This window comes from Sphingomonas naasensis, from assembly GCF_004792695.1.
GTDB lineage: Bacteria > Pseudomonadota > Alphaproteobacteria > Sphingomonadales > Sphingomonadaceae > Sphingomonas > Sphingomonas naasensis.
Genome location: NZ_SRXU01000001.1, coordinates 481,502 through 503,027 on the forward strand (window position 1 = coordinate 481,502; position 21,526 = coordinate 503,027).

General features: G+C 66.9%; 16 protein-coding genes, 1 tRNA gene and 1 pseudogene. 10 read left to right on the forward strand and 8 right to left on the reverse strand.

Translation table 11 applies throughout. The annotated features are described in order from the left end of the window. Positions 1-2: 2 nt before the first annotated feature. The gene (locus E5A74_RS02360; RefSeq protein WP_135982453.1) at positions 3-1,529 is read right to left on the reverse strand and encodes an acyl-CoA carboxylase subunit beta; all 1,527 of its coding nucleotides are present in this window, start codon (positions 1,527-1,529) and stop codon (positions 3-5) included. Positions 1,530-1,630: 101 nt separating this feature from the next. Here E5A74_RS02360 and E5A74_RS02365 point away from each other — a divergent pair, with 101 nt between their 5' ends. After that, complete coding sequence (locus E5A74_RS02365) at positions 1,631-3,037, forward strand: helix-turn-helix domain-containing protein (RefSeq protein WP_135982455.1); 1,407 nt, start codon at positions 1,631-1,633, stop codon at positions 3,035-3,037. A gap of 8 nt (positions 3,038-3,045) precedes the next feature. On the opposite strand, the gene E5A74_RS02370 is transcribed toward E5A74_RS02365, so the two are convergent. After that, on the reverse strand, positions 3,046-3,270 hold the full coding sequence (locus E5A74_RS02370; RefSeq protein WP_135982457.1) for a hypothetical protein: 225 nt from the start codon (positions 3,268-3,270) through the stop codon (positions 3,046-3,048). 100 nt (positions 3,271-3,370) lie between these two features. Between E5A74_RS02370 and E5A74_RS02375 the strand changes: the two genes are divergently transcribed. Beyond that, positions 3,371-4,144: a class II aldolase/adducin family protein gene (locus E5A74_RS02375; RefSeq protein WP_135982459.1), complete on the forward strand. Its 774-nt coding sequence runs from the start codon at positions 3,371-3,373 to the stop codon at positions 4,142-4,144. A gap of 57 nt (positions 4,145-4,201) precedes the next feature. Continuing rightward, positions 4,202-4,390: pseudogene (locus E5A74_RS21400) on the forward strand (endonuclease domain-containing protein); the annotation flags it as partial. A gap of 223 nt (positions 4,391-4,613) precedes the next feature. Here the strand turns inward: E5A74_RS21400 and E5A74_RS02385 are convergent. Next, positions 4,614-5,414, reverse strand: a complete 801-nt coding sequence (locus E5A74_RS02385; RefSeq protein ID WP_135982461.1) for a DODA-type extradiol aromatic ring-opening family dioxygenase — start codon at positions 5,412-5,414, stop codon at positions 4,614-4,616. A 78-nt stretch (positions 5,415-5,492) separates the two neighbouring features. On the opposite strand from E5A74_RS02385, the gene E5A74_RS02390 reads away from it, so the two are divergent. The 5 genes from E5A74_RS02390 (at position 5,493) to E5A74_RS02410 (ending at position 9,954) form a co-directional block, all read left to right on the forward strand. Further along, positions 5,493-6,011: a (2Fe-2S)-binding protein gene (locus tag E5A74_RS02390; protein WP_135982463.1), complete on the forward strand. Its 519-nt coding sequence runs from the start codon at positions 5,493-5,495 to the stop codon at positions 6,009-6,011. 120 nt (positions 6,012-6,131) lie between these two features. Then, the gene (locus E5A74_RS02395) at positions 6,132-7,076 is read left to right on the forward strand and encodes an RcnB family protein (protein WP_206365744.1); all 945 of its coding nucleotides are present in this window, start codon (positions 6,132-6,134) and stop codon (positions 7,074-7,076) included. A gap of 103 nt (positions 7,077-7,179) precedes the next feature. Next, complete coding sequence (locus E5A74_RS02400) at positions 7,180-7,914, forward strand: 2OG-Fe(II) oxygenase (RefSeq protein ID WP_240699600.1); 735 nt, start codon at positions 7,180-7,182, stop codon at positions 7,912-7,914. Between the two features lie 127 nt (positions 7,915-8,041). Continuing rightward, a complete protein-coding gene (gene recJ, locus E5A74_RS02405) occupies positions 8,042-9,808 on the forward strand; it encodes a single-stranded-DNA-specific exonuclease RecJ (protein ID WP_135982467.1) in 1,767 nt (588 codons plus the stop codon). Positions 9,809-9,879: 71 nt separating this feature from the next. Continuing rightward, positions 9,880-9,954: transfer RNA gene (locus tag E5A74_RS02410), tRNA-Glu, on the forward strand. 110 nt (positions 9,955-10,064) lie between these two features. Here E5A74_RS02410 and E5A74_RS02415 read toward each other — a convergent pair. From E5A74_RS02415 to E5A74_RS02425, 3 genes are read right to left on the reverse strand one after another with little or no spacing between them, the layout of a single operon-like run. Further along, positions 10,065-10,763, reverse strand: coding sequence for a gluconate 2-dehydrogenase subunit 3 family protein (locus E5A74_RS02415; protein WP_135982469.1), 699 nt, complete (start codon positions 10,761-10,763; stop codon positions 10,065-10,067). Then, positions 10,760-12,466, reverse strand: coding sequence for a GMC family oxidoreductase (locus tag E5A74_RS02420; RefSeq protein WP_135982471.1), 1,707 nt, complete (start codon positions 12,464-12,466; stop codon positions 10,760-10,762). The genes E5A74_RS02415 and E5A74_RS02420 overlap by 4 nt, the downstream gene beginning before the upstream one ends. Then, positions 12,463-13,203, reverse strand: a complete 741-nt coding sequence (locus tag E5A74_RS02425; RefSeq protein ID WP_135982473.1) for a 3-keto-disaccharide hydrolase — start codon at positions 13,201-13,203, stop codon at positions 12,463-12,465. The genes E5A74_RS02420 and E5A74_RS02425 overlap by 4 nt, the downstream gene beginning before the upstream one ends. A gap of 592 nt (positions 13,204-13,795) precedes the next feature. Between E5A74_RS02425 and E5A74_RS02430 the strand changes: the two genes are divergently transcribed. Both E5A74_RS02430 and E5A74_RS02435 read left to right on the forward strand, forming a co-directional pair. Beyond that, positions 13,796-16,585, forward strand: coding sequence for a TonB-dependent receptor (locus tag E5A74_RS02430; protein WP_135982475.1), 2,790 nt, complete (start codon positions 13,796-13,798; stop codon positions 16,583-16,585). A 71-nt stretch (positions 16,586-16,656) separates the two neighbouring features. Next, positions 16,657-18,798 (forward strand): CehA/McbA family metallohydrolase domain-containing protein, encoded by a 2,142-nt coding sequence (locus tag E5A74_RS02435; RefSeq protein ID WP_135982477.1) that lies wholly within the window; start codon positions 16,657-16,659, stop codon positions 18,796-18,798. Between the two features lie 102 nt (positions 18,799-18,900). On the opposite strand, the gene E5A74_RS02440 is transcribed toward E5A74_RS02435, so the two are convergent. Together E5A74_RS02440 and E5A74_RS02445 are read right to left on the reverse strand one after the other, a co-directional pair. Beyond that, entirely contained in the window at positions 18,901-20,814 is a 1,914-nt protein-coding gene (locus tag E5A74_RS02440; RefSeq protein ID WP_135982480.1) for an alkaline phosphatase family protein, read from the reverse strand. Between the two features lie 84 nt (positions 20,815-20,898). After that, on the reverse strand, positions 20,899-21,363 hold the full coding sequence (locus tag E5A74_RS02445; protein ID WP_135982482.1) for a hypothetical protein: 465 nt from the start codon (positions 21,361-21,363) through the stop codon (positions 20,899-20,901). Between the last annotated feature and the right edge of the window lie 163 nt (positions 21,364-21,526).

The following is a 21,526-nucleotide window of genomic DNA, read 5'->3' on the forward strand; positions in this document are numbered from 1 at the left end:
TCTCACAACGGAATATTGTCATGCTTCTTCCACGGGTTCTCGAGCTGCTTGTTGCGCAGTTTCCGGAGCCCCAGCGCCACCCGCCGTCGCGTCGAATGCGGCATGATCACCTCGTCGATGAAGCCCTTACTCGCGGCGACGAACGGATTGGCGAAGCGCGCCTCATATTCGGCGGTGCGCTCGGCGATCTCCTCGGGGGTCTTGCCGCGGAAGATGATCTCGACCGCGCCCTTGGCCCCCATCACGGCGATCTCGGCGGTGGGCCAGGCGTAGTTCAGGTCGCCGCGGAGATGCTTGGAGGCCATCACGTCATAGGCGCCGCCATAGGCTTTCCGGGTGATCACGGTGATCTTGGGCACGGTCGCCTCGGCATAGGCATAGAGCAATTTGGCGCCGTGCTTGATGATCCCCGAATGCTCCTGCCCGACGCCGGGCAGGAAACCCGGCACGTCGACAAAGGTCACGATCGGGATCTCGAACGCGTCGCAGAAGCGGACGAAGCGCGCGGCTTTCTTCGACGAGTTGATGTCGAGCACCCCCGCCAGCACCATCGGCTGGTTGGCGACCACGCCCACGGTGCGCCCCTCGATGCGGCCGAAGCCGATCAGGATGTTGCCGGCATGGCTGGGCTGGAGCTCGAAGAACTCGCCCTCGTCAAGCGTCTTCCGGATCAGCTCGTGCATGTCATAGGGCTGGTTGGCGCTGGGCGGGATCAGCGTGTCGAGGCTGGGCTCGACGCGGTCCCATGGATCGTCGCACGGCCGCTCGGGAACGCTTTCCCGATTGGACGCGGGCAGGAAGTCCACGAAGTCGCGGGCCGCGAGCAGCGCCTCGATATCGTTATCGAAGGCCACATCGGCGACCCCCGACTTCGTGGTATGCGTCACCGCTCCACCCAGTTCCTCCTGCGTGACGATCTCGTTGGTAACGGTCTTCACTACATCCGGGCCGGTGACGAACATGTACGATGAATCCTTCACCATGAAGATGAAGTCGGTCATCGCGGGAGAATAGACGGCCCCGCCTGCGCAGGGGCCCATGATCAGGCTGAGCTGGGGCACGACGCCGCTCGCCAGCACATTGCGCTGAAACACTTCGGCATAGCCGCCGAGGCTCGCGACGCCTTCCTGGATGCGCGCGCCGCCGCTGTCGTTGAGGCCGATCACGGGCGCGCCGACCTTCATCGCCATGTCCATGATCTTGCAGATCTTCTGCGCGTGGCGCTCGGAGAGCGAGCCGCCGAACACGGTGAAGTCCTGGCTGAACACGAAGACGAGCCGGCCGTTGATCGTGCCCGATCCGGTGACGACGCCGTCGCCGGGGACGATCTGCTGCTCCATGCCGAAATCGACGCAATTATGCTCGACATACATGTCGAGCTCCTCGAACGACTCCTGGTCGAGCAACACCTCGACCCGCTCGCGCGCGGTCAGCTTGCCCTTGGCATGCTGCGCGTCGATCCGCTTCTGCCCGCCGCCAAGGCGAGCCGCGGCGCGGCGGCGCTCCAGTTCCTCGATCGTCGACGACATTGGGGTCTCCAGCGGTGGCGCCTTCTGCACAGGGCATGCGCGGCGACGCAAATGCAATGTTGCAAAGTTGCGGCGCGGGGGTTTGCAGAATATGCTGCGGCATGACCGCCCCCCGCCGCCGCCTGTTCGAGGGCTTCCGCCTGCGCGATCTGCGCCGCCGCATCGGCCTCAGCCAGGCGGCGATGGCCGCGCGGCTCGGCATCTCGGTCCCCTATCTCTCGCAGATCGAGAATAACGGCCGGCCGATCACCGACGTGGTGCTGCTCGCGCTCGCCCGCGAATTCCCGATGGAAGCGGCCGATATCGGCGCCGAAGCCGAGACCTCGACCTTGTTGCGCACGATCGACGCGGCGACCGACACCAGCATTCCCGCGCACGCTCTGGGCGAGCCCGATGTCCGCCGCGGGCTCGAGCAGCAACCTCTGCTCGCCCGCCGGCTGGTCGCGGTGCACGAGGCGTGGCGCCGCAGCCAGGAGCAGCTGCGTGTGCTCGACGACCGGTTCGACACCGGATCGAGCGAGGCCGCGCCGCTTCCCTGGGAAGAGGTGCGCGACTGGTTCCAGGCCGAGGGCAACTACATCGATGCGATCGACCGCTCGGCCGAAGCGCTCGCCGAAGCGCTCGATGAGGGTCCCGTCGCGCGGGCGATCGAGGAGCGCCTGCACCGCTGGCACGGCGTCCGCGTGACCGATGTCGACAATGACGGCGGCGAGCTCAGCCGCTTCGACGAAGCCAGCCGCACGCTCGCGCTCAATGCCGGCCTGCCGCCCGAAAGCCGCGCATTCCTCCTCGCGCACCGGCTGGTCCGCTATGAATTCGCCAACGAGATGCGCCATGTCGTCGCCGAGGCCGGCCTTGCCAGCCATGCCTCGCGCGAATTGCTCAGTGTCGGGCTCGCCAACTATGCCGCGGGCGCGCTGCTGATGCCCTATGGCCAGTTCCGCGCCCGGGCGCGTGAGGTGCGCCACGATATCGATCGGCTGCGCCAGCGCTTCGGGGTGAGCTTCGAGCAGGCGTGCCACCGCCTCTCGACGCTCCAGCGCCCCGGCGCGGCAGGGCTGCCCTTCTTCTTCTGTCGTGTCGACATGGCGGGCAACATCACCAAGCGCCACTCGGCAACCCGGCTCCAGTTCGCGGCGCTGGGCGGCGCCTGCCCGCTGTGGATCGTCCACGAAGCGGTGGCGATCCCGGATCGCATCTTGGTCCAGCTTGCCGAGATGCCCGACGGCACACGCTACGTCTCGATGGCCAAGGGGCTGGTCAAGCCGTCGGGCAGCTATGCCCGCCCACCGCGGCGCTATGCGGTCGCGCTGGGCTGCGAGGAGGCGCACGCCGCGGACTTCGTCTATGCCGACGATCTGCGCCCGGGCGGCGCGGCGACACCGATCGGCGCGAGCTGCCGCATCTGTCCGCGCACCGATTGCGACCAGCGCGCCTTCCCGCCCGCCGGATCGGCGATCGCGATCGACGTCGATCGCAGGAGCGTCGTGCCCTACGCGTTCAGCTAGCGCGGCTTTTACCCGAGCCGCTCGTCCTCGGGCGTTTCGGCCGTTCCGGAGCGCGTGGCCACGTCGCCGCCCAGCGCGCTTTCCTGCGCACGATCGCTGGTGCTGGTCACGTCGCCTTCGATCCGACGCGCGTCTGCGCCGATGACGCTCTCCTCGTCGCGCTGGCCATGCGGTTCACGGTCGTCGAGATTGCGCGAGCGCCCCTCGTGCATGCGGCGATCATCGGTGGCCATGGCATTTCTCCTCTTGCGATCACAACCGCCGAGCGGCGCGGCGGTTGCCCGGCGCCGCGAGTCCGTGGCATATTGAAACCAAAGTATGAGGAGAGGATCGATGGCCACTGCGCTCCAGCAGGATGCAGGCAACCCGCTCGGCGTCAGCGACGCCGAATGGCAGGCGCGCCAGCAGCTCGCCGCCTGCTACCGGGTGTTCGACATGCTCGGCTGGTCCGAGATGATCTACAACCACATCACCGTGAAGCTGCCCGATCAGGAAGGCGCGTTCCTGATCAATCCGTTCGGACTGCACTTCAGCGAAGTGAAGGCATCGAACCTCGTCAAGATCGACATCGACGGCAACAAGCTCGACGAGTCGCCCTATCCGGTCAATCGCGCCGGCTTCGTCCAGCACGCGCTGTTCCACCGACATCTGCCCGATGCGCATTGCATCATGCACACGCACACCACCGCGGGGATGGCGGTGAGCAGCGTCGAGGGCGGCCTTCGCCCCGTCAATTTCTACGCGTGCAACTTCGCCGGCCAGATCGCCTATCACGACTTCGAAGGCGTGACGGTGCGCGACGAGGAAGGCGAGCGCCTGCTCGCCAATCTCGGCGACAAGCGGGTGATGCTGCTGCGCAACCACGGCATCCTCGTGATGGGGCGCACCCTGCCCGAGGCGTTCATCAAGCACTGGTCGCTCCAGCGCGCCTGCGAGATCCAGGTCGCGACCTTGGGGATGGGCGAGCCGCTGACGGTCTCGGACGAGGTGGTATCGGTCCACCAGCGCGACCTGCACATGGCGCAGGTCCCGGGCGGCCCCGGCGCGGCGGACTTCGCTGCGATGGTCCGGCTGGTCGACCGAACCGACCGGAGCTGGCGCGAGTAACACTCCTCCCCCGGAGGGAGAGGGGGACCAGCGAAGCTGGTGGAGGGTAGTCGCCGCATGCTGCACGGCCCGAAATCGACCCAGAAGCGTGCAAGGAAGCTTCGCGAGGAATTGAGCCTGCCGGAGGTTCTGTTGTGGGCCCGGCTTCGCAAGCGACCCGCCGGCCTCAAGTTCAGAAGGCAGCACCCGGCCGGACGCTATGTACTCGACTTCTTCAGCGCAGAGCGTCGCCTTGCCATCGAGGTGGATGGCGAGGCGCACAATCGAGGCAACGCGCCCGAACATGATGCGGAACGCGACGCCTTGGCTGCGTTCGCAGGGCGTGCAGATTCTGCGCATTCCGGCCCCCGCCGTGCTTGGCGATCTCGAAGCCGTCATGCGCCAGATCGAACACGCCGCTCGCGGAGACTACCCCTCCACCGCCTTCGGCGGTCCCCCTCCCCCTCCGGGGGAGGATTGATCGCGAACCTTAGCCGAACCGGAACCCGCTCACCGCCCAGCCCATCACATGGTCGCGATACTCGGCCACCGCCGGCCCTTCCCCGCCCGCACCGAGCGCGACCATCAGCGGCAGCAGATGCTCCTCGCGCGGATGGGCGAAATGCGCGTGCGGTAGCTTGTCCCACGCGGCGACTCGCTCCGCCCGGCGCGCCGGATCGGGATCGGTGACCGCGTCGACCAGCACCGCGTCCCATTCGTCCGCCACGGGCGTCACCTGCGGGCCGCGGGCGCGGAGATTGTGAAAGCTCATGCCGCTGCCGACGATCAGCACGCCTTCGTCGCGCAAGGGCGCCAGCGCCTTGCCGATCGCGATATGCGCCGCCGGATCGAGATCCTTCCGCAGCGAGAGCTGAACCAGCGGGATATCCGCGCCCGGCACCGCGACCATCATCGGAATGAACACGCCATGATCCCAGCCGCGCGCGTGTTCCTCGCCGACCGGGAATCCCACCCCTTCGAGCAGCGTTTTCGCCCGCGCCGCCACCTCGGGCGAACCCGGCGCGTCCCAGCGCAGGCGATAGGTGTGCTCGGGAAAGCCATGATAGTCGAACAGCAAGAGCTGACCGTTGCCGGTGTGGACGGTGACGTGGTCCTCCTCCCAATGCCCCGAGACGAGCAGGATGGCTTTCGGCCGCTCGGGCAGGCTGTCGATCAGCCCCGCCAGATAGGCCTGCATCGGCCGCCACATCGGATCGGGCGGTCCGCCGTTCGGGTCCATGAAGAAGCACGGCCCGCCGCCGTGCGGGATGAAGAGCGTGGGAAGTGTCATAGATCGGGATGTCGCGTGCCGCACGCGCTCTCGCAATGCCGGTTTCGGAAACGCGCCGTTTCCCGCTACACCCGCGGCATGACTCGCTTCACCGTCAACAACCAGCCGGTCGAGTACAGGATGGACCCGCGCACCCCTTTGCTCTGGGCGCTGCGCGACGCGTCGAACCTCACCGGAACCAAATATGGCTGCGGCACCGGCGATTGCGGCGCCTGCGCCGTCGACGTCGATGGCGGGCTGCGGCTCGCCTGCCAGGAGACGATCGGCGCGCTCGAGGGGACCTTCGTCACCACGATCGAAGGGCTCTCGAAGGATCGCAGCCATCCGGTGCAACAGGCATTGCTGGCGAGCAACATCGTCCAGTGCGGCTATTGCATTCCCGGCATCGTGATGGCCGCCTCGGTCTTGCTGCGCAGCAATCGCAATCCGAGCGAGGAGGACATCAAGGGCGCGATCCCCAATATCTGCCGCTGCGGCATCTATCCGCGGCTGATCGGCGCGATCACCGACGCCGCGCGATCGGCGCGCGGCGAGCCCCCGCTCTCCGCCGATCCGCAGCCCGAGACTCCGGCGCCCGAGCCCGAAGCGCCCGAATAGCCTTTCCCAATTCTTTCAGTCACCTTTCGCCGCAATTCAGCAATCGCTCATCCGGCGAAGTCTAGTTCCAGTCCTACGATGAAGCCCGGCCTCACGCCGGTCTCGACGGAGACAGTTGAGATGAAGAAGACCTTGCTCGCGGTGATCATCGCCGCAACGGCTCTGGTCCCGCCGGCGGCGCTCGCGCAGGACCGGGGACGTTGGGGCGGCCGCGATCGCGGCGCGAATAGTTCGGGTAGCGAAGTCCGCCAGAATCGTGGCGAATGGCGCCAGCAGCAGCAGACCCAACAGACGCCACAGGCCCAGCCGCAGCGTCAGTGGAACGGCGGCGGCGAGCGCCAGCGCGGCAACTGGAGCCGCCCGCAGCCGCAGACGCAGCCGCAGCAGACTCCACAGGCCGTGCCGCAACAGTCGTTCCAGCAGCAACAGCAGCAGCGCTGGGGCGGCAACCGCGGCGATCGCAGCCAGTGGAACAACAATGGCGACCGCAGCCGTTGGACCGGTAGCCGCAGCCAGTGGAACGGCGGCGATCGCCGGCCCGATGCGGGTCAGCAGCAGCAGCTCGAACAGCGACGCCAGCAGCAGTTCCGCAACACCGATCGCAGCCGCTGGAACGGCGGCGACCGGAGCCAGTATAATCGCGGCAATCGCGACTGGAACGATCGCAACCGCAACAATGGCTGGAACGACAACCGTAACCGCGGCTGGAACGACAACCGCAACCGCGGCTGGAACAATGGCCGCGATCGCGGACGCTGGAACAACAACTGGCGCAACGACCGCCGCTACGATTGGCGCGGCTATCGCAGCAGCAACCGCAACATCTACCGCCTGCCGCGCTACTATGCGCCGAGCAGCTGGGGCTATGGCTATCGGCGGTTCTCGATCGGGTTCTTCCTCGATTCGATGCTCTACTCGTCGAGCTACTGGATCAACGACCCGTTCTACTATCGCCTGCCCGAGGTCGACGGCCCGTATCGCTGGGTGCGCTATTACAACGACGCGCTGCTCGTCGACGTCTATAGCGGCGAAGTGGTCGACGTGATCTACGACATCTTCTGGTAAGCGGCCCGCAGCCTTGCCGAAGATCCTGGGGCCCGGCGGCGACGCCGGGCCCCTTGTCGTTCAAATGCTTGCAAATCGCGCCGCCGCACGCAATTTCGCACGCGTGAGCAAGAACAGGAACGATGGCAGGATCTCGGGCGGCCCCTCCCCGATCCGTGCCCGTATCGGCCGCGACGTCGCCGCGCAGCTGGACACGAACCCCAATGTGCGCCGCGCCAAGGTCGAAACGGCGCAGATGTACACCTATCCCGGCTTCCTCAGCGATGCCGAGTGCGACGCGCTGATCGCGCTGATCGACTCCAATTCGCGACCCTCGACTCTGCTCGCGGTGAGCGAGGATCCCGATTACCGCACCAGCCACAGCTCGGACCTGTATCGCTGGTCGCCCGAAATCCTGACGATCGACCAGCGCATCGCCCATCTGCTCGGCATCCCCGACGAGAATGCCGAGACGCTGCAGGGCCAGCGCTACGCGGTGAACCAGCAGTTCCGCGCGCATTGCGACTATTTCCACGAGTCGAGCGACTATTGGCCCAAGATGAAGGAGACCGGCGGCCAGCGCACCTGGACCGCGATGGCCTATCTCAACGACGTGCCCGAAGGCGGCGCGACGTGGTTTCCCCGCGCCGGCATCCGCTTCAAGCCGAAGCGCGGGCTGCTCGTCATCTGGAACAACATGATGCCAGACGGCACCCCCAATTACGATACACTCCACGAGGGCATGCGGGTGATCGAGGGAACCAAGTACATCGTCACCAAATGGTTCCGCGAAGGCGCGTGGATCCGCGACCACGTCCCCACCTATGTACCCGGCGGAATCGAGACGGCGTCTTCCTGATCGGATCGGTGACGTAACAAGCGCCGCTCCCGCCTCCGCGCGTTTGCTGCCAGCGCCTCCTGCAGCATCGCCACAGCCCGCCGCCCGGCCCCTCGACAACCCCGTCCGCCCGGCCCACAACGCGCGCATGTCTGCGGTTCTCAACATCCATCGTTCAATCCTCGGCCAGCCATGGCGCTGGCGCGGGCTGGCGGCGGATGCGCGCGATCCAGGCTTCGCCCCCGATGACCTCGTCACCCAGCTGCTGCTCACCCGCGGCTGCCCGCGCGAGGCGATCGACGATCATCGTGCGCCGAGCATCCGCACCTTCATGCCCGACCCCTCGATCTTCCGCGACATGGACCGCGCCGCCGAACGGCTCGCCGATGCCGTCGAGCGGCGCGAGCAGGTGGCGATTTTCGGCGATTATGATGTCGACGGGGCCACCTCGGCAGCGCTGCTGATCCTGTTGCTGCGCGATCTCGGGCTCGAGGCGCGTCCCTATATCCCCGATCGGCTGATGGAGGGCTATGGCCCCTCGGGCGAGGCGCTGGTGCGGCTGCATGGCGAGGGCGCGCGCCTGATCGTCACCGTCGATTGCGGTGCGATGGCGTTCGAGGCGCTGGCGATGGCGCAGCAAGCCGGCGCCGAGGTGATCGTGTGCGATCACCATAAATGCGCCGCCGAGCTTCCCGCCGCCTATGCGGTGGTCAATCCCAACCGGCTCGACGAGACCGAGGGCGCGGCGCACGGCCATCTCGCCGCGGTGGGCGTCGCCTTCCTGCTCGGCGCGGCGACGGTGCGCGTGCTGCGCAGCCGCAACTGGTTCGCGGCGCGCCCCGAGCCGCGACTGCTCGATTTGCTCGACCTCGTCGCGCTGGGCACCGTGGCCGATGTCGCGGCGCTCAGGGGACTCAACCGGGCCTTCGTCGCGCAGGGCCTCAAGGTGATGGCGCAGCGCCGCAACATCGGGCTCAACGCGCTGATCGAGGCCGCGCGGCTGACTCGCGCGCCGACCTGCACCGATCTCGGCTTCGCGCTGGGCCCGCGGATCAACGCCGGCGGCCGGGTCGGACGCTCGGATCTCGGCGTGCGGCTGCTCACCACCCGCGATCCCGACGAGGCGCGCGCGATCGCCGAGGAGCTCAACCTGTTCAACGAGGAGCGCCGCGCGATCGAGGCCGAGGTGCAGCTTGCCGCCGAGCAATTGTGCCTCGCCAAGGCCGGGCGCGCCGTCGTGATCGTCGCCGCGCGCGGCTGGCATCCCGGTGTGATCGGCATCGTCGCCGGCCGGCTGAAGGAAAAGCTCGGCCGCCCGGCGATTGTGATCGCGCTCGACGAGCATGGCGTCGGAAAGGGTTCGGGGCGCTCGATCCCCGGCGTCGACCTCGGCGCTGCGGTGCTCGCCGCGAAAGATGCCGGGCTGCTCGCCGCCGGGGGCGGCCATGCGATGGCGTGCGGCGTGACCATCGCCGAGGATGCGCTCGACGCTTTCGCTGATTTCCTCGACGAACGGCTCACCGAGCGGGTGACCGCGGCGATGGGCGAGCGCGCGCTGCTGCTCGACGCGGTGCTCGCGCCCGGGGGCGTAAATCCCGCGCTGGTCAACGCGATGGAGGCCGGCGGCCCCTATGGCATGGGATGGCCCGCGCCGCGCGTCGTGGCGGGGCCGATCACGGTGCTCAAGGCCGATGTGGTCGGCAGCGGCGGGCATGTCCGGCTGATCGTCGCGGGCGAGGACGGTCGCAGCCTCAAGGCCGTCGCGTTCCGCCAGGCCGAGACCGAACTGGGCGCCGCTTTGCTGTCGGCACCGCGGCATCGCAAATTGTGGCTCGCCGGTCGCGCGAAGATCGATGATTGGGGCGCCCGCCCCGCCGCCGAACTGCACATCGAGGACGCCGCCTGGGCCGATTGAGGCGATTGTGGCTATCGAGCGCTTGACCCGCGGCGCATCCTTCCCTAACCGGCCGTTCCACGCTCCGGCATGGCCCCTTCGTCTAGCGGTTAGGACGCGGCCCTTTCACGGCTGAAACACGGGTTCGATTCCCGTAGGGGTCACCAACCTTTTCAAAAGGTTCGGTGGAATATCGCGGTTGCGAGCCGCGCCCTCCCCGAAATAGCTCCTTATGCGTCGAGCGCGCCGATGCCGCCGGCAACGGCCCGGGGTGGAATTACGACGCCGCCAAACCCAGTCCGGCGAGGACCGCGGTGAGATGGGTCAGCGCTTCCGGGCTCGGGCCGGGATAATCGCCCGGCGTCGGCTCGTCTCCGATATAGCCCATGTCCGCCTTGCCTTCGGGCAGGCTGTAGAAGCCCAGCACGAAGAGATGGCGCAGCGTGTCCATGAACGCCACCGGCTTCGCCATTCCGGCGGCGGGCGTCGCGACGGTGAGTGCGTCGAGCAGCACCGCGCGCTGGCCCGGCGTGATCGAATCGAACGTGGCCCCGTGCAGCACCCGGCTCTGCGCGTCGAGCCAGATCAGCCCGCCGAGCACCTGCTCGCGGTCCTTGCGCTGGATCGGATAGGGCGCGCTGATCCATTCGTCGACGAACGCCCCGACACCGAGCGTGCCCGCGCCGGGGGATTGCGCATCGGCGGGAAGGACCAGATCGCCGAGCAGATCGACCGTCGCACGCTGCGCCTTGCTCAGAGTCAGCGGCCACGGCACCCTGGGCGCCATGAGGTCGGGATCGCGACCATAGCCTTTGGTCGGCGGCAGCGCGGGCAGCGTCGCCGGCCAGTCCGCGATCACGTCGAAGGGGGGCGGGGTGCGCTGCGCGGCTGCATTTGCGGGCGGGCTCCAGCGCGCGAGCGGCAACGCCGCCGCCGCCATCATCCATTGCAGCGTTTCGCGGCGCGACTGCGTCATGCGAGGGCTCCCGATTTGAACCGCGCGGCCAGCCGCTCGGATGCGCGCAACGCCAGCGCGAGAATGGTGAGCGTGGGGTTCTTGTGCGCCCCCGAGGCGAAGATCGCGCCGTCCATCAGCACCAGATTGCCGACGTCCCACGTCTGGCCATAGCTGTCGACCACCGAGGAACGCGCATCGGCGCCCATTCGCGCGGTGCCCAGCTCGTGGATGATCTCGCCACCTGCGGTGATCAGCTTCTCTGGCGGCAGTTCGGGATCGAGGATCGTCGCGTTCATCCGCTTGAACACGGCATGCGCGGTGCGCTGCCCGTGCGCGACCTGGTTCAGCTCGTGCTGCGACCACCGGAAGGCGAAGCGCAGCACCGGGATGCCGAATCGGTCCTTCACGCCCGGATCGATCTCGCACCAGGTGTCCTTGTTGGGGATCATCTCGCCGCGCAGCGTCATCCCGATCGTCGCGCCCGAGGCGGTGCGCACGGCCTTCTTCAGGTCCGCTCCCCACACCCGCGGCAGCGCCGCGGCAGGCGGAATGCCGAACCGGCCGCCGATCTCGAAATGATAGCCGCGCGCAAAGTCTAGTTCGCCGCGCTTCTGCTCCTGGTAGAGCCAGAACGGGATGTAGACATGCTGCCCGCCAATGCCGTCCTCATTGTAGCGCGGACGCCCGGCGAGCGCGGGAACAAAAGCGCGGAACGATGCGCCGGTCGAATCGGTGAGGTTGCGTCCGAGCTGGCCCGACGAGTTGGCGAGACCGCCAGGCTTGTCGCCCGAATTGAGCAGCAGCCGCGTCGTCTCGCAGGTTCCCCCCGCGACGATCACCGCCCGCGCCTTGACCTTGTGGCGAGCGCCGGTCTTGCGATCGACATATTCGACCCCCTCGGCGCGCCCCGCGCTTGCCATCAGCACCTTCGAGACCATCGCGTCGGTGACGATCGTCAGCCTGCCGGTCGCCTTCGCCATCGGCAGGAACGACGTGGTGGTCTGAAACATCGCGCCGATCGTGCATCCGCGGCCGCATGGCGTGGCGTTGAAGCAGGCGCTGCGCGGCGCGACCTTGTCGGGCATGTCGCGCGTGATCACGGCGGTATGCGCCGTCCGCACCGGAATCCCCATGCTCTCGCAGGTCGCCTTGAGGAGCATTTCCGGAATGCGCGGTTTCGGCGGCGGCATCAGGCAGCCCGGCGGCGAGTCGGGATGGTTCTCCAGCTCGATCCGCCCGCCATTGACTCCGATCATCCGCTCGACGCGGTCGTAGAAGGGCGCGACATCGTCATAGCCGATCGGCCAGTCCACCCCGAGCCCGTCGCGCGAAAAGGGCTTGAAATCATACGGGCCCCAGCGCGGCGCATGGCGGCCCCAATGGTTGGTCCGCCCACCCAGCATCCGCGAGCGATACCAGCGAAAATCGGTGCCTTCGCGCATCGTGTAGGGCTCGCCCTCGACTTCCCAGCCGCCACCAACGGTCGCGTCGAAATAGCCGAACGGCTTGTCGGGGGTGGATGCACCGCGCAACGGCGCGTCGCTCTCGGGCGCCATCATGTTGACTTCGGCCTGCGGATCATAGTCGCGCCCGGCCTCGAGCATCAGGCAACGCAGGCCCGCCTTGGTCAGGCTCCACGCCGCCATGCTCCCGGCGGCGCCCGAGCCGACGATGATGACGTCCGCCGCCGTCGTCGCCGGATCGAACCCGGCGCCGGTCATTGCGCGCTCGCGCCGAGCTTGCGGATCTTGATGTTGCGGAAAGCTACCGGCTCGCCATGATCCTGCAGGCCGATCACGCCGCTCGGGAAGGTTCCGAACAGCGGCATCGCCGCGAATTTCGACGCCGCCACCCGCTTCCGCCAGGCGTCGTCGCCAAAGGAGACGTCCGCGGTCGGCGTGCCGTTCAGCCATTGACGGATGCGGCCCGGCTCGACGCGCAGCCGCGCATGGTTCCAGCTGCCGGCGGGATGCGCCGCGCTGAGCGGCGGCACGGTGATATCGTAAAGCGAGCCGGCGCGATGCGAGGGGATCTTGCCGTCCGGGTGGCCATCATTGTCGAGCACCTGCATCTCGATGCCGGTCTCGTAGATGTTCCTGGTGCCGGGCGCGTTGCGGGCAAGATAGAAGACGCCGCTGTTGCCGCCACGCTCGACCTTCCAGTCGAGCGTCAGTTCGAAAGCGCCGTAGCTGTCGGCGGTGACGAGATCGCCTCCGCTCATCTCGCCGGATTTCGATATCAGGACGAGCGCCCCGTCGCGCGCGGTCCAGTTGGCCGACGCCGCGCCTCCGCCGAAGGAGCGCCAGCCGTCGAGGTCGCGGCCGTTGAACAGCAGCTGCCACCCTTCGGCACGCTCGGCGGCGGTGAGCGTGTTGGGCGCGGCCGTCTTCTGGCCAGCGAGCGCCGGAGTCGTCACCAGCGCCAGCAGGCAAAGGCTCACCATCGGCAATTTACCCATCAGCTCTCCTCCCTCGCGCGATCACCTTCAGGCGGGCGATCGAATTCACGATGCCAGCCCAGCACGAGCACCGAAAGGCGCAAACGAAGCAGAACGGCGGCGTCTATGGACCTTTGACTCTCACGAAGATCGCAGCTCCGCAATAATAAACGAAGTTGCTTTTCATTGCTCGCCGCAGCGGCCCCTCCCTTCGGCGATATCGCGCGCAGGTTGCTCGGTCGGGCGCCCGACGCGTGCGCTCCTCAGCCAGCGACACGCCCGTCCGGCCCGCACGACCTTCCGATTCTCCGCCGCGAACTGCGTCGCGAAGGGCGATTTCGTCGCCGATCCCGGCTCCGCGACGCGCGCCGCCAAGGCTATGCGGGCCATCTTCCTATTATAAACCGAATTTATTTAAGTTGTCATACGACTTTCAGCTGATACAATCCCGCCGGCATGACGCGTTCCGGGAGTGCGGAGGCGAAACCCGACGGGGCACCGCCAAAACCTTCGGACAACATAGACCTGACGATCATCAGGCGACGTATCACACCCGGCGGACAGAACAGACCAATCCGCCAAACTTGTATGATGTCTTGCAAGGAGAGGTTCATTGAGGGCTACACTTCACGCCTCTGCGGCGTTGATCGCGCTCGTCAGCTGCGCGCCGGTTGCGAAAGGCCAGACGGCGCCCGCGGATCCGGCGTCCACGCAGAACGCCGAAGCCGTGGATGCCACGGAGACGGGACAGGATGCCACGGGCGAGATCGTCGTCACCGGCATCCGCCAGAGCCTCGCCCGCGCCGCCGAGATCAAGCGCGAATCGCCCGCGGTCGTCGATTCGATCGTCGCCGAGGACATCGGCAAGCTCCCCGATCTGACCACTGCCTCGGCGCTGCAGCGCGTGCCCGGCGTCCAGGTCGTCGTCGGCGGCAACAACGAGATCGTCGGCGCGCGCATCCGCGGGCTCGACGACATCGTCACCACGCTCAACGGCCGCGAGATCTTCACCGGCGTTGGCCGCGGCTTCTCGTTCCAGGACCTTCCCGCCGAGGCACTCGCCGGGGTCGACGTGTTCAAGTCGAGCTCCGCCGAACGGATCGAGGGCGGCGTCGCCGGCGGGGTCGACATGCGGCTGCGCCGCGCGCTCGACTTCAAGGAACTGACGATCGCAGGCAGCGCGCGCGCCACCTATCTGCAGGAGGCCGGCTCCGACAACACGCTCAACCCGGCGGCGAGCCTGCTCGTCGCGGACCGCTGGTCGACCGGGATCGGCGAGATCGCGGCGATGGTCGGCATCTCGTATCAGCGCAACAAATATGCCCGCCCGGTCGCGTGGAACGACTGGACCCGCGCGACCAGCGCCGCGCCTGCCGGCTCGTCGCCCAACCTGCAGGCGCCGACTGGTTTCGCCGCGGCGATCGAGTTCGGCCATTACGAGCGCCCGCAGGCCAATTTCTCGCTCGAATGGGCGCCCGACAGCACCACCAAATTCTATGTCGAGGGTTTGTTCGCCGGTTATCGCGGCAATGTCTTCCAGGCGCGTCCGACCTTCCGCGGCTTCACCGGCACCGCGTTCGAGGCGACCGCGGGCGACACGTGCGAGGATTTCGCGGTGGGCCCCGACGGCTATTATTCGGGGAACGTGCGCAGCGCGACCAATCCCACCGGAACCGGCACAATCCGCCAATTGTGCAACGCCACCGGCTATACCGCGCGCAACATCGAATATTACACCGCGACGGTCGCCAACCGGGCGCGGACCGACATCTATGTGCTGGCGACCGGCTTCAACAAGGAATTCGGCGCGCTCACCTGGAACACCGACGTCTCGTACGAATCCTCGACCAACCGCAACAACAGCTTCCGCGTCGACATCGGCAAGCGCATCGCCGAGCTCGTCCAGGTCCGCGACGTCGACCATGCGGTGCAGGCGACGATGCCGGGAAACCCGATGAACGACCCTGCCGGCCTCGCCTTCGCCAACGGCATGACCGAGGACATCAACCGCAGCCGCGGCACGCTCTGGTCGGTCATGAGCGACATGAAATATGATTTCGACGGCGGCTTGCTGGACTATCTGCAGGGCGGCGTGCGCGTCGCGCGGCGCAAGGCGGGGTTCGAGCAGTATCTCGGCGGCCCGCCCGCCCCCGGCGGATCGTTCGTGACCCCGCTCAGCGCCGCCGGGCTGCCTTCGGACATTCTCGTCCAGGCGCCGGGCGTGCCGCAGATGAACGACGGTGCGTCGTTCCTGCAGATCGATCCCAACTACCTTCTCGAGGAAGACATCAAGCGCCAGCTTCGCACGCTGTATCGCATCTCGCCGAACACGCCCGCGTTCGATCCGACGCGCGACTATGATGCGCAGGAGAGAACCATCGCCGGCTTCCTGCAGGCCGGATACAAATTCTCGCTGAGCGACACGGTCACCGTCGACGGCATGGTCGGCGCCCGCCTGACCCGCACCAGCCGCGACATCGCCGGCTCGGGCCGGGTGACCGATCCGGCGACCAGCACCTCGAGCGTGGTACTGGTCCGGCGCTCGACCAGCGACACCGATCTGCTGCCCAACGCCAGCGCGCGCATCAAGTTCGGCGGGGGGCTGCAATCGCGCTTCAACTATTCGAAGACGCTGTCGCGCCCGAGCTTCGGCCAGCTCAACCCGGGCCTCAGCTATGTCGTCTCCTATGTCAGCACGATCCAGAACTCGGGCTCGGGCGGCAATCCCGACCTCAAGCCGCAAAAGGCCGACAGCTTCGATGCTTCGCTCGAATATTATTTCGGACGCAGCAACTATGTGTCGGCGGTCGCCTTCTATCGCGACATCAAGGACCGGATCATCTCCGGCACCGAAGTCCGCACGATCGACGGGCTGCAATATGTGATCTCGACGCCGCGCAATCTCGGCTCGGCGAGGATCAAGGGCCTCGAGCTGGGTGGCCAGCTGTTCCTCGATTTCCTGCCCGAGGGGCTCGATGGCCTGGGCGTGATCGGCAATTTCACCGTCATCGACAGCGAGGTGACCACTCCCGGCGACCGGCTCGAGGGCCTGCCGCTGCTCGGCGTCTCGAAGTATAATTTCAACGCCGGGCTGATCTACGAGAAATACGGCATCTCGGCGCGCGCGATCTACACCTATCGCTCGCAATATTTCGACGCCGACATCACTAACGGCCTGTCGCTGCGGCCGGTCTCGATCCCCGTCGGGCTCAACGGCATCCGCGCCGCGGGGCGGCTCGATTTCGGCCTCAACTACGAGATCACCCCCGACATCACGATCAGCCTCGCCGGCACCAACGTCACCGGCCAGAAGACCCGCAACTTCGAATCGCGCGCGGATTTCGTCCGCGAAGTGCGCAACGACGACACGACCTACTCGCTCGGAATCCGCTTCAACTTCTGAACCGGGCGAATGCAAGCAAGACAGCCGACCGGGATCGGCGGAGACAGGAGGACGGTTTGACAAGGAAATGGATGATTGCAGCGCTTCGGCTCGCGACGGTGCTGACCGCGGGCTGCTTCGTCGCGCTCGACGCTGCTCATGCCCAGACGCCGGCGACCGTCCTCCATCAGCCGGCGCGCGCGCTGCCCGGCGACGTCCGCGTCACCCGCGCGCAGGATGCGGTGACGATCGATTGGCCCTCGGCGGCGGGCGAGCGCGCGCAGCTCGTCCTCTCGCTCGACAAGCGCATGCCGCTGATCCGCACGATCGCGATCGCCGGCAAGCCCGTGCTCGGCGGCGTCGATCCCGCCGGGGTGGTCACCGTCGGCACGCGCGATCTCAAACAGGGCTGGACGATCTTCTTCGATAATCCGCGCCAGCGCCCGTTCGAGAGCTTCCCGCTGACCCTCTCGCGCGACGACATCACGGTTCGCGCAGAGGGGGGATATACGAGGGTGATCGTCGGCGGCGCCGCGGCCGGGCCATTCTCCGGCAGCTATCAGTTCACCCTCTACCCCGGTTCGCGGCTGGTCCGCGCCGCGATGGTGATGTCCACGCATCGTCCCGCCACTGCCTATACCTTCGATGCGGGCCTCACCGCCGCGTCGGCAGACACGCTGCCGTGGCGCGCGATCGCCTTCACCGACCTCACCGATGCGCTCGTCCGTAAAGCGGGAGAGGCGTCGTGCAAACCGGCGGTCTCGCCCAAGGTGCGCGCCCGCATGATCGCGGCGGAGGGCACCACCGGCGGCGCGCTCGGCATCCTGCCGCCGCCGCACCAATTCTACTACCCGCTCGATTATGCCAACAACGACAATTCGGCGTGGTACGGCAGCGACTATCGCAACCTGACCGGCCGTACCGGCTTCGGCGTGCGGCAGACGCTCGAGGGCGACCGGCGCTGGGTGCCGTGGGTCAACGCCCCGCCGGGCTCGGTGCAGGACATGGGCGTGTTCCTGCTGCCCGACACCGGCGACGCCGCGAGCGTCACCCGGGCCGCCCTGGCCTATACCCGCAACGACAGCTTCAAGCGGCTGGCCGGGCACCATAGCTTCACCAGCCACTACCATATCGAGCACACCGAAGCCTTTCTGAACACCGCGCGCTTCCAGCAGTCGACGCAGGTGCCCGACGGGCTCGAATCCCCCGATTTCGTGAAACGCTTCAAGGACATGAACGTCGAGATCGTCCACCTCGCCGAGTTGCACCTCCCCCGGGAAGCGCTCGATCGCGCCGGCGACCGGCTGACCCTGCTCAAGATGATGCACGCCGAGACCGCGCGGCTGTCGGACGACAAATTGCTGCTGCTTCCGGGCGAGGAACCCAACGTCCATCTCGGCGGGCATTGGATCAGCTTCTTCCCCAAGCCGGTCTACTGGACGCTGGACCGCAAGGAGGGACAGCCTTTCGTCGAGGAGGATCCCAGGCTCGGCAAAGTCTATCATGTCGGCTCGCAGGACGACGTCCTCAAGCTGATGCAGGCCGAGCACGGGCTGATGTGGACCGCGCATCCGCGGGTCAAGGGCTCGCTCGGCTTCCCCGACAAGCACAAGGATACGCCCTTCTTCAAGAGCGACCGCTTCCTCGGCGGCGCGTGGAAGAACATGCCGGTGGACTATTCGCTGGCCCGCCTCGGCACGCGCGTGCTCGACACGCTCGACGACATGAACAACTGGGCGGCCACGCCCGCCGAGCGCAAGTTCGCGCCGGGCGAAGTCGATGTCTTCCAGATCGATCGCGAGAGCGAGCTCTATGCCCATATGAACATCAACTATCTCCGCCTCGACGGACCGTTGCCGCGCTACGCCGATGGCTGGGCAACGGTGCTCGACGCGTTGCGCGGCGGCAGGTTCTTCACCACCACGGGGGAGGTGCTGATCCCGGACTTCACCATCGACGGCGCGAAGAGCGGCGAGGAGACGGGGTTCGGCCGCAACGCCACCGTCCGCGCGACGATCGAATGGACCTTCCCGCTCGCCTATGCCGAAATCGTCAGCGGCGACGGCGCCAAGGTCTATCGCGACCGCATCGACCTCAGCGGTGCGGCGCCGTTCGGCAGCCGGACGATCGAGAAACGCGTCGACCTGCGCGGCCGCAAATGGGCGCGCATCGAGGTGTGGGACGTCGCGACCAACGGCGCCTACACGCCGCCGGTTTTCCCCAAAGCGAACTAGTCCTCCCCCTGCCCGCGCAACTGGCGGCGTCGCGCGCCGCCAGTTGCGCGGGCCCTTTCGTCCGGAGCGCCGCGCGGCGGTTTCGAGAACCGGACATGGCGATCAGCGCATCGGCAGGTGCGGCTGGAGCGCCATCAGGAAAGCGCGGCCGTCGCCATGGGTCTGCAGCCTCGCCTTGGCGCTGATCACCTCGGGCGCAGTGAGGGGGCGGCCGGCTGCCAGTCCGGAGGCACCGATCAGCACGCTCTGCTGGACGCTGTTGAGCGGCTCGCTGTCATCGGGTTCGGGGATCACCGCGAGCGCCGCAGGCGGTGTGGGCAGCGACGGCCATGGCTGCGGACTGGTCTCGTTGAGCACATAAGCGAGATTGGGCGCGGCGGCGATGCGCGGGCTCGGCAATGTCGTGGCGAACGACGCCGAAAGCCCCTGCCAGTCGCGCAGCGTGGCGAGCACGCTGGTATGGTCGAGCGGCACGCCGGTGTTGGTGCGGAACACCGTACCCGGCGTCACCCAGGACGAGATCAGGATCGCCGGGATGCGCACGCCGAACCGGTCGAAATGGAAATTCTCGTCGCTGGATACCGCGCCCGGCGACGGCGGCTGCGCACCGCCCGGCGGTTCGACATGGTCATAGGTCCCGCCATGTTCGTCGAACAGCAGGATGAACAGGATCTTGTCGCGATACGGACTCTGCTCGATCGCGCTGTAGATCGTCGCGAGAAACTGCTCGCCGGGGCGCACGTCGTGCGGCGGGTGATAGCTCTCGTCGAGGCCGCGCGTGCCGAAATTGGGCTCGACGAAGCTGAACGCCGGCAGCTTCTGCGCGGCGGGCGCGCCGTCCGCCTGCGCGCACGCCGCCTGGAATTGCGCGATGCCGCTGAAATTGGTCGTGTTCGTACCGTATTTGGTGGCGAACATCACCTTGGTCAGCGAGGGCAGCACGCCGTCGTTATAGACCATCCACGACAGGCCGTTCGCGCCGAACACGTCGAAGATCGTGTTGATGTCCCACGGCAGATAATAGTCGTTGTTGATATGGCCGTCGGACGACCCGGTCTGGACGAAGCCGCGGTTCGGCCAGGTCTGGCTCGGCACCGAGCAGAACCACGCATCGGACACCGCGAACGCGGTCGCCAGCGTGCTGATGATCGGCAGTTGCGCGACGCTGTAGCACTGCATGATCTGCTCGGCGGGCGTGCCGGCCTGCTGGGTGACATAGTCGGTGAGGAAGCCGCCCATATCGTTCGATATCTGGACGGTCACATGGTCGAACTCCTCGCCCGGATCGGGGCTGGGCACGAACCATTGGGTGATCGTCCGGGCGCCCTCGTTCCAATCGGTCGTGCCGTTGGTGACATGGACGGGCTGGCCGCCATTGACGCTCGGGTCGCTGTTCGACAGCGACAGGTCGAGCCCGTCATAGGCCGCGGGCGATCCCGCCGGCAGCACCTGCGCCGGCGCGGTGCCCGACGGATAGATCCAGCCGAGCAGGTTATCGAGCGAGCGGTTCTCCATCATCAGGACGACGACATGCTCGATCTGCGGAAGGATCATCCCTTGCTGCTGCGCGCTGACGGCGAAGACGACGTCGTCATAGACGCCATCGGATACATAGCTGCCGACGACGACATAGCCATTGCCGTCGGCCGCAGTGAAGGCGAGCCGGGTATTGCCGGTCTGCCAACCGGTATTCGCGCCTCCGGCCGCGATCTGGATCGCGATGTCGCTGCTCGCGAAGGTGCCGGTCAGCTGAACCTCCAGAGCGACCGCGGTGCCACCGACCATGGCGATCGAGGTCACCACCCAGGTGTCGCCGTCGCTGATCCCCTCGTTGCGATCGATCCAATAGAGCTCGGTCTGCCCACCGCCATCGGGAACATCGGCGCTGCCCTGAGGGTCCGACCAGTAATCGCTGCTCAGCGCGGGCGCGATCTGCGTGGCGGCGGAGAGGTTCTCGCTCAGCGAATTGGCGACATAGACGTTGGTGGGCATCGCATCGACGCTCCTGGCTGGCATCGGGAAGGACTATGGAAGACCGGTCGTGACCGGCGAAAGCGCAGGACGGGTGCGCAATCGCCGCCCCGCCCTGCGCCCCCGCGATCAGCTGACCGGTTCGGCCGGCGTCACCACCTGATATTGAGGCTTGGGGCGGCTCGCATCGCCGCCATCGACGGTGAACGAATAGTCGCTCCAGAATATCTTGGCGATCGCCGCAGAGCTGCTGTTGTACGACACTTCGTGCCATTCGCGCGTCGACGAATAGACGCTGAGATAATAGACATCGCCGGTGAGGTCCTGGAATGCCAGATACATCGATCCGCTAAAGGCCCCGCTGGGCCCCTGCGCGTCGACCCGGACCTGATAGTCATAGATGCCGGCGATTTGCTGAAGCTCGATCGCGAAGACGGTGCCTCCATCATTGGCGATCACGCAATTCTGCGGAGAATTGCCGTTGACCGTCGCGGATTGGCCCGGCTGCATTCCACCTTGCGAGGTGGCTGAATAATAGCCGTTGGTGCACTCGCCGCAATCACCCTGGAAATTAGCTGTACCGCCACTGCTCATATCGCCCTCCTGTGTTACGCTTGAACAAGCGCGTGCCGTCTCGGGCAGCGAACCACGTTCAATGGCGACCCAACGGTTGCTCCGTTGACAAATAAAGCCCGGCACTTCTTAAGTATTATTAAGAGAATCACCAGACCAAAGCCATCATACACGTGTTCATTTC